The organism is Thaumasiovibrio subtropicus (genome assembly GCF_019703835.1).
Taxonomy (GTDB): domain Bacteria; phylum Pseudomonadota; class Gammaproteobacteria; order Enterobacterales; family Vibrionaceae; genus Thaumasiovibrio; species Thaumasiovibrio subtropicus.
Genome location: NZ_AP023054.1, coordinates 1,102,566 through 1,115,763 on the forward strand (window position 1 = coordinate 1,102,566; position 13,198 = coordinate 1,115,763).

Annotated in this window: 11 protein-coding genes; 9 read left to right on the forward strand and 2 right to left on the reverse strand. The window is 47.4% G+C overall.

Going from position 1 to position 13,198, the window contains the following annotated elements; genetic code table 11:
• Positions 1-198 precede the first annotated feature (198 nt).
• The 9 genes from sdhC (at position 199) to TSUB_RS05275 (ending at position 11,084) form a co-directional block, all read left to right on the forward strand.
• Positions 199-579, forward strand: a complete 381-nt coding sequence (sdhC, locus tag TSUB_RS05235; RefSeq protein WP_087016436.1) for a succinate dehydrogenase cytochrome b556 subunit — start codon at positions 199-201, stop codon at positions 577-579.
• Entirely contained in the window at positions 573-920 is a 348-nt protein-coding gene (gene sdhD / locus TSUB_RS05240) for a succinate dehydrogenase, hydrophobic membrane anchor protein (protein ID WP_087016435.1), read from the forward strand. Before sdhC ends, sdhD begins: the two co-directional genes overlap by 7 nt.
• Positions 921-2,687, forward strand: a complete 1,767-nt coding sequence (sdhA, locus tag TSUB_RS05245; RefSeq protein ID WP_087016434.1) for a succinate dehydrogenase flavoprotein subunit — start codon at positions 921-923, stop codon at positions 2,685-2,687. It begins immediately after the preceding gene.
• Positions 2,688-2,700: 13 nt separating this feature from the next.
• Positions 2,701-3,414, forward strand: coding sequence for a succinate dehydrogenase iron-sulfur subunit (locus tag TSUB_RS05250; RefSeq protein WP_087016433.1), 714 nt, complete (start codon positions 2,701-2,703; stop codon positions 3,412-3,414).
• 108 nt (positions 3,415-3,522) lie between these two features.
• Entirely contained in the window at positions 3,523-6,348 is a 2,826-nt protein-coding gene (gene sucA / locus TSUB_RS05255) for a 2-oxoglutarate dehydrogenase E1 component (RefSeq protein WP_087016432.1), read from the forward strand.
• A 12-nt stretch (positions 6,349-6,360) separates the two neighbouring features.
• Complete coding sequence (gene odhB / locus TSUB_RS05260) at positions 6,361-7,569, forward strand: 2-oxoglutarate dehydrogenase complex dihydrolipoyllysine-residue succinyltransferase (RefSeq protein ID WP_087016431.1); 1,209 nt, start codon at positions 6,361-6,363, stop codon at positions 7,567-7,569.
• Positions 7,570-7,703: 134 nt separating this feature from the next.
• Entirely contained in the window at positions 7,704-8,870 is a 1,167-nt protein-coding gene (gene sucC / locus TSUB_RS05265) for an ADP-forming succinate--CoA ligase subunit beta (RefSeq protein WP_087016430.1), read from the forward strand.
• On the forward strand, positions 8,870-9,742 hold the full coding sequence (sucD, locus tag TSUB_RS05270) for a succinate--CoA ligase subunit alpha (protein ID WP_087016429.1): 873 nt from the start codon (positions 8,870-8,872) through the stop codon (positions 9,740-9,742). Before sucC ends, sucD begins: the two co-directional genes overlap by 1 nt.
• Positions 9,743-9,893: 151 nt before the next feature.
• Entirely contained in the window at positions 9,894-11,084 is a 1,191-nt protein-coding gene (locus TSUB_RS05275; protein WP_159064757.1) for a GGDEF domain-containing protein, read from the forward strand.
• 10 nt (positions 11,085-11,094) lie between these two features.
• On the opposite strand, the gene TSUB_RS05280 is transcribed toward TSUB_RS05275, so the two are convergent.
• Positions 11,095-11,985, reverse strand: a complete 891-nt coding sequence (locus tag TSUB_RS05280; RefSeq protein WP_087016427.1) for a metal ABC transporter solute-binding protein, Zn/Mn family — start codon at positions 11,983-11,985, stop codon at positions 11,095-11,097.
• Entirely contained in the window at positions 11,975-13,183 is a 1,209-nt protein-coding gene (locus tag TSUB_RS05285) for a TonB-dependent receptor (RefSeq protein ID WP_087016426.1), read from the reverse strand. Before TSUB_RS05285 ends, TSUB_RS05280 begins: the two co-directional genes overlap by 11 nt.
• Positions 13,184-13,198 lie beyond the last annotated feature (15 nt).

A 13,198-nucleotide genomic window follows, 5' to 3' on the forward strand; every position in this document is an offset into this window, starting at 1 on the left:
CGATATGATTGGGACAGCGCCGCTTCAAGAACTTGAGCACATTGACAAAAATATAGACGGAATTAACCCAAAATCGGTCAGCTTAACATCGATTTATGTTAATTATGTTAAAAATATGTGTTGAGAGGCAGCCCTGACTGATTCATTCGGGAGTGGTATATAAAAAACATGCTCAATGGAGCTGAGTGAGCAAATACCGTGAAAGTAAATAAGTCTCGACCCGTTAACCTAGATCTGCAAACGATCCGCTTTCCTATTACTGCGATTGCGTCCATTCTTCACCGAATTTCGGGCGTCATAATGTTTGTCTCTGTAGCTATTTTATTATGGTTACTGGGTACATCGTTATCGTCACCTGAAGGTTTCCATCAAGCCGCCAACATTATGAATAGTTTTTTCGTGAAACTAATTATATGGGGCATTTTGGCTGCGCTCTTATATCACATGGTTGTTGGTATTCGTCATTTAATGATGGATATGGGCTACTTTGAGGAATTAGAGTCAGGAAATAAAAGCGCCAAGGTAAGCTTTATTATTACCGCAGTGCTATTTGTGATTTCGGGAGTGATTGTATGGTAAACCCAGTATCTTCTGTGGGCCGCAATGGCGTCCATGATTTCGTATTAATTCGTGCATCTGCCATTATCTTAACCCTGTACACCTTCTACATGTTGGGCTACTTCCTTTTTGGCCCTACGTTAACTTATGAAGTGTGGACGGGTTTCTTCGCACAAACCAGCACGAAGGTCTTCACCATGTTGGCGCTGTTTTCTGTGCTAATCCACGCGTGGATTGGTATGTGGCAGGTGTTAACAGATTACATAAAGCCGGCAGCCCTAAGGGCTGGCATTCAATTCGCGATTGTCGCGATGCTTCTAATCTATCTTCTTTCCGGTTTCTTTATTGTGTGGGGTGTGTAAGTGACTATTCCAGTACGTGAATTTGATGCAGTCGTAATTGGTGCTGGTGGTGCGGGTATGCGCGCCGCACTGCAAATTTCTGAGCAGGGCCTGACATGTGCGCTGCTTTCTAAAGTTTTCCCAACACGTTCTCACACGGTTTCTGCTCAAGGTGGTATCACTGTTGCTTTGGGTAACTCTCACAAAGATAACTGGCAGTGGCACATGTATGACACGGTGAAGGGATCTGATTATATCGGCGACCAGAACGCGATCGAATACATGTGTAAGAACGGCCCGCAGTCCGTGATTGAGCTTGAGCGCATGGGCTTACCATTTTCCCGATTCGAAGACGGCACAATTTATCAACGTCCGTTTGGTGGGCAATCAAAAGAGTTTGGTGGCGAACAAGCCGCGCGAACAGCCGCTGCGGCTGACCGAACAGGACATGCGCTACTGCACACGCTCTACCAGCAAAACATCAAGCATAAAACGACCATTTTCTCAGAGTGGTATGCCTTGGATCTGGTGAAGAACCAAGATGGCGCCGTTGTTGGTACGACCGCTATTTGTATGGAGACAGGTGAGGTTTGCTACTTCAAAGCAAAAGCCACTGTCTTAGCAACGGGTGGTGCGGGGCGTATTTATGCGTCGACGACCAATGCGCACATCAATACTGGTGATGGTGTTGGTATGGCTTTACGTGCCGGTGTACCAATGCAAGACATGGAGATGTGGCAGTTCCACCCGACGGGTATTGCAGGTGCTGGTGTACTCGTGACTGAAGGTTGTCGTGGTGAAGGTGGTTACCTTCTTAATAATAACGGTGAGCGCTTTATGGAGCGCTATGCACCAAACGCCAAAGACCTCGCTGGTCGAGATGTTGTTGCACGTTCCATGATGGTTGAAATTCGTGAAGGTCGTGGTTGTGATGGCCCATGGGGACCACACATCAAGCTGAAAATGGATCACTTGGGCAAAGAGGTGTTGGAATCGCGCCTACCGGGTATCTGTGAGTTGTCGAGAACCTTCGCACACGTTGACCCTGTGAAAGAGCCGATTCCAGTTATTCCTACTTGCCACTACATGATGGGTGGCGTACCGACTCAGGTATCTGGTCAAGCGATTGCACAAGATACCGCAGGCCAAGACTATGATGTGCAGGGACTCTTCGCGTGTGGTGAAATTGCGAGTGTATCTGTGCATGGTGCAAACCGTCTTGGTGGTAACTCTCTGCTTGATTTGGTGGTATTCGGTCGCGCAACGGGTCTACACCTAGGTGAGACCTTGGCGGCGCAGGTTGAAGCGCGTGATGCCTCTGAGTCTGATTTGGAAGCATCGCTTTCACGTCTAAACCGTTGGAACACAACGCAGCAGGGTGAAGATCCTGTTCAAATTCGCAAAGACCTACAGTCTTGCATGCAAAACAATTTCTCAGTCTTCCGTGAAGGTGACGCTATGGCGAAAGGCCTGGAAGAGCTGAAAGTGATTCGTGAGCGCTTAAAAGAAGCGCGTTTGGATGATAATTCTCAGGAATTTAATACACAACGTATTGAATGTTTAGAGCTGGATAACCTGATGGAGACAGCCTACGCAACGGCTGTGGCAGCGAATTTCCGTACAGAAAGCCGCGGTGCACACTCTCGATTTGACTATCCAGAACGTGATGATGAGAACTGGTTGGTTCACACCATCTACAACCCTGAGACAGAAGCGATGAACAAGCGGGACGTGAATATGGCGCCTGTGACTCGTGAAGCTTTCCCACCTAAAGCACGAACTTACTAAGGGAGACGAGAAAATGAAACTTAATTTTTCGGTGTACCGTTATAACCCTGATGAAGACAGTGCACCTTATATGAAAGATTACCTTCTGGAAGTGCCAGAAGGTTCTGACATGATGGTGTTGGATGCGCTTATCTTGCTGAAAGAGCAGGATCCGTCGCTGGCTTTTCGACGCTCATGTCGTGAAGGCGTATGTGGTTCAGACGGTATCAACATGAATGGCCAAAATGGTCTCGCTTGTATTACGCCGCTATCTGCACTTACCAATCAAAAAACCATTGTGATTCGTCCACTGCCTGGTCTCCCTGTTATTCGTGACCTGATTATTGACATGGAGCAGTTCTACACTAATTACGCGAAGGTGAAGCCTTTCTTAATTAGCGACGGGAATGTACCGCCTGCTCGCGAGAACCTTCAGTCGCCGGACGAGCGTGCCCATTTAGATGGTCTTTACGAGTGCATTATGTGTGCTTGTTGCTCGACCTCTTGCCCATCTTTCTGGTGGAATCCAGATAAGTTTGTTGGCCCTGCTGGACTACTTGCTGCTTATCGCTGGCTGATTGACAGCCGTGATAGTGCAACAGATGAACGTTTGTCTGATTTGGACGATGCGTTTAGCGTTTTTCGTTGCCATGGCATCATGAATTGTGTAAATGTTTGTCCTAAAGGATTAAATCCGACGAAAGCGATCGGGCATATTAAGACGATGCTGCTTAAAAAGGCAGTTTAAAACGTCTGTTTGAAATGAATATCGATATGCCGCCCTTTAGCGGGGCGGCCGGAAAATACGCCTTAGAGTGTATTACTTGGCGATAACGATAGTAGTTAAGGGAAAACAATGCAGAACGGCGTTATGAAGGCATGGCTTGAGTCTTCACACTTGGCTGGCGCCAATGCGACTTACGTAGAAGATCTCTACGAGCTGTATCTTAGCGACCCTGACTCGGTAAATGAAGAATGGCGAAATGTGTTTGATGGCCTTCCAGTCGTCAAAGAGGATGCGACCGAGCAACCACATTCCCGCGTTCGAGATTACTTCCGACGATTGGCAAAAGAAACAACCTACCTAAGTGCACCAGTCACCGACCCTGAGGTCGACGCGAAACAGGTAAAAGTATTGCAGTTAATCAATGCTTACCGTTTTCGTGGTCATCAACACGCAAATTTGGATCCACTCGGTCTTTGGCAACAGGACCGCGTCGCTGAGCTTGATCCTTCTTTCCACTCACTGACTGAAGAAGACATGGACACCGAGTTCAATGTCGGTTCGTTTGCGATTGGTAAAGAGAGTATGCGACTGCGTGATCTCTATGATGCACTGAAAAAAACCTATTGTGGTTCGATTGGTGCGGAATACATGCATATTACCAACACAGAAGAAAAACGTTGGATTCAACAGCGTTTAGAATCTGTGATGGGACAACCCTCTTTTAGTCGAGATGAGAAACTGTCGTTTCTTGATGAGCTGACAGCTGCGGAAGGTTTAGAGCGCTATCTTGGTGCAAAATTCCCAGGTGCGAAGCGTTTCTCTCTGGAAGGTGGTGATGCGCTTATTCCAATGGTGAAAGAAATTATTCGCCATGGTGGTACGCAAGACATTAAAGAGATCGTTATCGGTATGGCTCACCGTGGGCGACTTAACGTGCTGGTTAATGTTCTTGGTAAGAAGCCTCAAGACCTCTTTGACGAGTTTGCTGGTAAGCATGACGAAACATGGGGTACGGGTGATGTGAAGTATCACCAAGGTTTCTCTGCCGACTTTGCTACACCGGGCGGTGATGTTCACCTTGTCTTGGCCTTTAACCCATCTCACCTTGAGATTGTTAACCCGGTGGTTATTGGTTCTGTACGCGCTCGTCAAGACCGTTTAGGCGACAAAAACGGCTCAAACGTGTTACCTATTACGATTCATGGCGACTCAGCGATCGCTGGTCAAGGCGTTGTGGCAGAGACATTTAATATGTCTCAATCACGTGCTTATCGTGTTGGTGGTACAGTACGTATCGTTGTGAACAACCAAATTGGTTTCACAACCTCGAATCCAAAAGATACCCGTTCAACTCAGTACTGTACTGATATTGCGAAAATGGTTCAGGCGCCAATTTTCCACGTGAATGCAGATGACCCAGAAGCTGTGGCTTTGGTGTCTCGTTTAGCGCTTGACTACCGTAATGAGTTTCGTCGTGACGTCGTGATTGATTTGGTGTGTTACCGTCGCCATGGTCACAATGAAGCGGATGAGCCGAATGCGACTCAGCCGTTGATGTACCAGAAAATCAAAAAGCATCCAACGCCACGTAAGATTTATGCTGATAAGTTAACCGACGAAGAATCGATTGGCTTGGAAGAAGCGACGGCATTTGTCAACGAGTACCGTGACCATTTAGATCGTGGTGACTGCGTTGTTAAAGAGTGGCGTCCAATGACCATGCACAGTGTGGATTGGTCTCCTTACTTGGGCCATGAGTGGGATATTGAGTGGGACAACGAAGTAGAACTCGATCGTCTGAAAGAACTCGCAAACCGTGTTTGTCAGTACCCTGAAAGCCATAAACTGCAAAGCCGTGTTAACAAGCTTTATCAAGACCGTGAGTTGATGATCAAAGAAGAGAAAGCGGTTGACTGGGGTATGGCTGAGACGTTGGCTTACGCAACGCTCGTTGACGATAACAAGCGTATTCGTATTACTGGGCAAGACTCGGGCCGTGGTACTTTCTTCCATCGCCATGCTGTGCTGCATAATCAGGGTGATGCGTCGACCTATGTGCCACTTGCGAACATTCATGACAAACAAGGTCCATTCCAAGTCTTTGACTCAGTGCTTTCTGAAGAAGCTGTACTTGCATTTGAGTATGGCTACGCAACGGCCGAGCCAGGTGGCTTGACGGTGTGGGAAGCACAGTTTGGTGACTTTGCCAACGGTGCTCAGGTTGTTGTTGACCAGTTTATTAGCTCCGGCGAGCAGAAGTGGGGCCGTATGTGTGGCCTAACCATGTTGCTGCCACACGGTTATGAAGGTCAAGGACCAGAGCACTCATCAGCGCGTTTAGAACGCTATTTGCAGCTATGTGCTGAGCAAAATATGCAAGTTATTGTGCCATCCACGCCAGCTCAGGTTTATCACATGCTGCGCCGCCAGGTTGTACGTCCAATGCGTCGTCCATTAGTCGTGATGTCTCCGAAGTCGCTGCTTCGTCACCCGCTATGTACTTCGACGATGGATGAACTGGCCTACGGCACCTTCCTACCAGCTATCGCAGAGACTGACGATATCGATCCAGCAGGCGTTGAGCGTGTGGTGTTCTGTTCAGGTAAGGTCTACTACGACCTATTAGAACAACGTCGCAAAGATGAAAACGACAAAGTTGCTATTATTCGTATCGAGCAGTTGTACCCGTTCCCGTATGAAGATATGCGCATGATTCTCAAGGATTATGAGCATGTTAAAGACTTTGCATGGTGTCAGGAAGAACCGCAAAACCAAGGTGCTTGGTACTGTAGTCAACATAACTTCCGCGCAGTGATGCCTGAAGGAGCTAAATTGAGCTATGCAGGTCGCCCTGCTTCAGCATCGCCAGCGGTTGGCTATATGTCCGTTCACCTAAAACAACAAAAGGCACTGGTTGCCGATGCCCTTACCCTGAACACAGAACTAGAAAAATAAGGAAAGTGAAAGATGACAATTGAAATTCTGGTTCCAGACCTACCTGAATCTGTGGCAGATGCCACAGTGGCGACCTGGCACAAGCAGCCTGGTGATGCTGTAGAGCGTGACGAAGTACTCGTTGATATCGAAACAGATAAGGTTGTACTGGAAGTACCTGCCCCTGAAGCGGGTGTACTTGAAGCGATTGTAGAAAGTGAAGGTACAACCGTACTGAGTAAACAACTTATCGGTAAGTTGAAAGCGGGCGTTGCTGCTGGTGAACCAACCCAAGATGTACCTGCAGAAGCGGAAGCGTCACCGGACAAACGTCATAAAGCATCGCTGACTGAAGAGAGCAACGAAGCACTAAGCCCTGCTGTTCGTCGCCTGCTTGCGGAAAACGACCTGTCGCCAAGTGCTGTTAAAGGGACGGGTGTTGGCGGTCGCATCACACGCGAAGATGTTGAAGCGTATCTAAAAGACAAACCAGCGTCAGCACCGGCAGCACCTGTTGTTGAAGCTGATGCGCCACTGGCTCACCGTAGCGAAAAACGTGTGCCTATGACACGTTTACGTAAGCGTGTTGCTGAGCGTCTGCTTGAAGCGAAGAACAGCACGGCAATGCTAACGACCTTCAACGAAGTGAACATGAAGCCAATCATGGACTTGCGCAAGCAGTACAAAGATATCTTCGAAGAGCGCCATGGCATTCGTTTGGGCTTTATGTCTTTCTACGTTAAAGCGGTTGTTGAAGCGCTAAAACGTTTCCCTGAAGTGAATGCGTCAATCGATGGTGATGATATTGTTTACCACAACTACTTTGACGTCAGTATTGCAGTATCAACGCCACGCGGCTTGGTTACCCCAGTGCTACGTGATTGCGACAAGCTAAGCCTCGCGGAAATCGAGAAAGGTATTCGCGAGCTGGCGATTAAGGGGCGTGATGGCAAGCTGACTGTTGATGAATTAACAGGTGGTAACTTCACTATCACAAACGGCGGTGTATTTGGCTCGCTGATGTCGACGCCTATCATCAACCCACCGCAAGCGGCAATCTTGGGCATGCATAAGATTCAAGATCGTCCGATGGCGGTAAATGGCCAAGTTGAAATCCTACCAATGATGTATTTAGCGTTGTCGTATGATCACCGCTTAATCGACGGTAAGGAGTCAGTAGGCTACCTTGTTACTATCAAAGAGCTACTAGAAGACCCAACTCGTCTGCTCCTTGATGTGTAATCCTTAGTGACATTTGAGAGGGGCTCACGATAACGGCTCAACCAGTGAGCGTCTCTGTCTTAAGGTGTATGTGGGCATAGTTTTGCCCGAGATAGAACAAACCCTGTACTGGGTTACAAAATGGATAGAACATCATGAACTTGCATGAATATCAGGCCAAACAATTATTTGCAGAATTTGGCCTACCAGTACCAGAAGGATATGCTTGCGATACTCCACAGGAAGCGGCTGAAGCAGCAGGCAAAATTGGAGGAAGCAAATGGGTAGTCAAATGCCAAGTTCACGCGGGTGGACGTGGTAAAGCAGGTGGTGTCGAGCTCCATGACAATAAAGATGGCATTCGCGAGTTTGCCCAAAAATGGCTTGGCAAGAACCTTGTAACCTACCAAACAGATGCTAATGGTCAGCCTGTTAGCAAAATCCTTGTTGAAGAAGCATCAAACATTGGCAACGAGTTATATCTCGGTGCGGTTGTTGACCGTGCGACTCGCCGTATCGTTTTCATGGCATCGACTGAAGGTGGTGTGGAGATTGAAAAAGTAGCGGAAGAGACACCTGAGCTGATTCATAAAGCGGCGATTGATCCTTTGGTTGGCCCTCAGGCTTATCAAGGTCGTGAGCTTGCGTTCAAACTGGGCCTTAAGGGCGACCAGATTAAACAGTTCACTAAGATCTTCCTAGGCTTAGGCAACATGTTTAGCCAGTACGATCTTGCTTTGCTAGAGATTAACCCTCTGGTTATCACTGGCGAAGGCAACTTACTGTGTCTAGATGGCAAGATTAACATCGACTCTAACGCGATGTATCGTCAGCCTAAACTACGTGAAATGCATGATCCGTCTCAAGAAGATGAGCGCGAAGCACATGCGGCGCAGTGGGAACTTAACTATGTCGCGCTAGATGGTAATGTTGGTTGCATGGTTAACGGTGCGGGCCTAGCAATGGGCACGATGGATATCGTTAATCTACACGGCGGTAAGCCAGCAAACTTCTTAGATGTAGGTGGTGGCGCGACGAAAGAGCGTGTTGCTGAGGCATTTAAGATCATTCTTTCTGACAGCAATGTAAAGGCAGTACTTGTAAACATCTTCGGTGGTATCGTGCGTTGTGACATGATCGCGGAAGGTATTATCGGTGCGGTTAAAGAAGTGGGTGTTAACGTCCCTGTTGTTGTACGTCTGGAAGGGACTAACGCGGACTTGGGCCGTGAAGTTCTTGCGAATTCCGGTTTAGATATCATTGCAGCTGAGTCATTGACTGATGCAGCGCAGAAAGTGGTTGCCGCTACGGAGGGCAAATAATGTCTGTTCTAATTAACAAAGATACAAAAGTCATCTGTCAGGGCTTTACTGGTGGTCAAGGTACCTTCCACTCAGAGCAGGCGATTGCTTACGGTACGCAGATGGTCGGTGGTGTCTCACCAGGCAAAGGTGGTACAGAGCACTTAGGGCTTCCAGTCTTCAATACAGTGCGTGAAGCAGTAGAAGCAACAGGCGCAACCGCGACTGTGATCTACGTACCTGCTCCTTTCTGTAAAGATGCGATTTTGGAAGCTATCGATGCTGGTATCGAACTCATCGTTACCATCACTGAAGGTATCCCAACACTTGATATGCTAGACGTTAAAGTACGTTTAGATGAGTCAGGCGTGCGCATGATTGGTCCAAACTGTCCGGGCGTGATCACACCTGACGAGTGTAAGATCGGTATTATGCCGGGTCATATCCACAAAAAAGGTAAAGTGGGAATCGTCTCTCGTTCAGGTACCTTGACGTATGAAGCCGTTAAGCAAACCACCGACGAAGGTTTCGGTCAGTCTACTTGTGTCGGCATCGGTGGTGATCCAATCCCAGGCTCTAACTTCATCGATATTCTGCAGATGTTCCAAGATGATCCTGAGACTGAAGCCATTGTAATGATTGGTGAAATCGGTGGTACAGCGGAAGAAGAAGCTGCCGCTTTCATCAAAGAAAACGTAACCAAGCCAGTTGTATCTTACATTGCTGGTGTCACGGCACCTCCAGGTAAGCGTATGGGCCACGCTGGTGCAATTATCTCTGGTGGTAAAGGTACTGCCGAAGATAAATTTACAGCGCTAGAATCTGCTGGCGTTAAAACAGTGAAAAGCCTTGCTGATATCGGTAAAGCACTCCGTGAGATCACTGGTTGGTAAGCGAACGCTTATGTAACTAGTTAAATTTGCCTCGAAAACCGCGCACTAGCGCGGTTTTTTTGTATCACAACTTAGAACTTTGTCGCATTGATAGGATGAATCGGCTAGTATCTCGCCATTAGTAAATGTGATGTATAGGGTCAGAGAGTCGATGTTAGACGTTGAAATCATCAAGGTTGCTACCATAGTCAACAACGTCACTTGTAGCATTATTGGCTGTCTATTTCTCTATATTGTTAGCCGCGATATTGTAGGCAATAAAAAGCACACCGCGATCTGTTTCCTCATTTTCTTTCTGCTCTACGGCGCGGCATTTGCAACCTTGGCGATGCGACAGTGGGTGTCGCTAGGCTACTCTGTGGTACTCAACAACTTTCTTTATCATGCCGCTGGATACATGTTTTATATCGGCGTGCGCTACTGGTTTTCATTACCTGTTTCACGGCGATTGGTTTTTTTCGCATCTCTTCACGTGGTCATGTTTACTTGCGTACAAACCTTGATGTGGCAGTGGCAACCTGACGCTTTATATGAACGGGTTGTCATTAATGTCGTTAGTTACAGTGCAATTAATGCACAAACACTCTATGTGCTGAACAAGTATCGAAACAAGCAGAACATGGGTGAATCTATTTTGTTAGTCTGCATGATTATCGTCACCGCGAGCCTCTATTTACCGTTAATCATGTTGAGCTTTAACTATGATCCTGTCTATTTTGTGAGTGGGATCATTATCAATCAAAACATGATGAGCTTTTTACTCCTCGGCTCGATGCTATCTCTGTTTCTACTTTCAGAGATCGAGTGGCATTATCGTCGCTCTATCTGTGACGAGTTGAGTAAACTCTATAATCGGCGTTACTTTAATGAAAACATCGATACACAGGTTAAACAGAACCCTAAAGGGATCAACGCGATTGCGATGCTCGATATCGATCATTTTAAAGTGATTAACGATACGTTCGGCCATGATGCTGGCGATAGAGTGATTGTGACGATCGCTAACCTAATGAGAGCGCATATTCATCCAAATGAATTGGCTGCTCGCTACGGAGGTGAGGAGTTTGTGATGAGTTTGAACGCGAAAACACAGGGTGAGTTGGCATCACGCTTGGAAAGGCTAAATAAAGCGATTGCAGAAACAGAGTTTGTGTTCGACAAGGTTCGGGTCAATGTCACTGTGAGTATTGGTGTCGCGATGGTAGAAAAGAAGCAGCCAATCTTAGTGGTCAGAGAAGCCGATAAAGCGCTGTATGCGGCGAAGAAAAGTGGAAGAGCATGCGTGCGTTATCAATCGGAACATTTGAAAATGCAGCCCGAGAGACAGGCTGCACCGTTTTAGCCGAGAATGATTATTCCATTGGCTCGAGTAATTTATCGATACTGTCGTCGATGAGGGTAAAGAGGTCTTGTGCTCTTTCACTGCCTCCAACACTTTGGGGTAACACGAGCTGAGGGAGTCCCGTTTTTTTTCCTAACCAATCTGCTGCATTACTCGTTTGATGCGTTGAGTAAACAATGGCGTAAATGTCGTCAGTATTCAGTTTCGTCAGTGTATTTAAATGTGACGTGGTCGGTGAAATCCCGGGTTTAGGCTCTAAATCTGCCACTTGCTCAATACCGAGCCACTCAAAGAGATAACGATAGGTCGCGTGGTAAGCAACGACCTGTTTTCCAGCCAAAGGTGCAGCTTTCTCTCGCCACTCGCGCTGTTTTTGCCCCCACTTGACTCGAAATACGATACCGTTTTTCTGGTATTGCGCTGCATTGTCAGGGTCTAGCTGAACTAACCGCTCAGCTAACTTTTCCGAAAACAGCGGCATATCATCAATGGCAAATTGCACATGAGGATTACCATGTGCATGGACATCACCCATGGCGCGATCGACTTTGGCCGGTTTATCTAACAATGGAATTAACATTGCGATGTAAAGCAGTCCGCGCTCGGGATCGGCAGCCGCGCCATTGCGACTTTGGCGAAAGATTTCGGGAAGCCAACCAATCTCGAGTTCTGCTCCTGAACAAAGTACAAGATCAGCTTTGCGCATTTTAGAGATTAATGACGGCCGCGCTTGGATATAGTGCGGGTCTTGAAAGGCCGTTGTTGCGCTATAGATGGTCGCATCAGGCGCGTGAGCCTTGGCGAGCGCTGCCCAATCAGGTTGGCATGCAAAGATAGTTATCGCACTGGCTGGCGCCGCCAAAAGCGCCAGTATGAGTGCCGTCAAAGTTTTAGAAAGCATGGGCACCATGAGCTCCAAACGTCATTACGTAGTGAATTGAAAAGATGTTATCGGTCTTATCTTGGTAACGTTGCTGTGTATACTGGCCACGAATAACACCGAAGTGGGAGTTGTGCCAAGCTAGCGCTGCATCCAGCTCGGTGATTTCTTCATCATGGAAATGACCGTGGGCATGATCGCCGTGGCTGTGAACGCCATGCGCAATAAAGTGATCAAACTGGCTAGCACGCAAACTGACCGACCAATTAGGGGTAAATTGATAGACTGCCGCGGCGTAGTAACCATCAATGCTATCGCGTGCTCCTTCCAACTCGCTGAATGGTGATTCATACAGGTCGTCCAGTTTTAGATACTCAGCAGTGAATCGGAAGTTCTGGTACTTGTAATTGCCTTCAGGTGCCCATTTCCAAGTAAAATCAATGCCGTAGAGGTTGCGGCCGGTGAAGCTAGGGCCGTGACTGTGATCATGACTGCCATGATCATGGCCACCGTGATCGCCATGGCGGGTATGGGCGTGATGATCGTGTCCTGCATGGTCATGATCGTCTTTGAATTGCATGTAGCCGTTACCGTTGCGTAAGTAACTAAGGCCTAGCATCCAAGAGTGAGATTCATTGATATCCATCCCCGTTTTTATCTTGGCGGTGGCGATGCCGACCGTACCGGGATTATCAAAACCTGCATCCATTTTTTTGCCCGCGAGCGCTTCACCGCTGAGCTCAAGATAGAAATCGGTAGGGAAAAGAATGCTACCTTGCACGCCATCATCAAAGTAGTGGCCGCCTAACAGCGCACGATAGACTGCTGGGCGTTCAGTGAACGCATCTTCATGCATGTGTTTACCATTGAGGTAACCGAAGTTTGACAGGAAACGACCCGCCTTAATTTTGGCACTCCAAGGTAACGAGGTTGTTTCGATAAAGGCTTCTTCTAGCTCTAATTCTGTTTTACCGTGATGAGAGTGGAGTACTGCCATAAGCACGCCACGAAACTTGTCATCAATATTGGCACTGAATGCTAATTCGGAATGTCCAAGACCAAATCCTTCTTCACGCTCTGAAAAAGCACGCTCGCCATCTTGATAGAAACCATCAAGTACAACGCCAATTTCCGGATTAGAAATACTAGGGATCTCTGTCGCAAAAACCTGAGATATGCTTAAACCCAATAAGGTTGCCGAGGTTAATAAATACTTCATAAGAATTTAATCCAT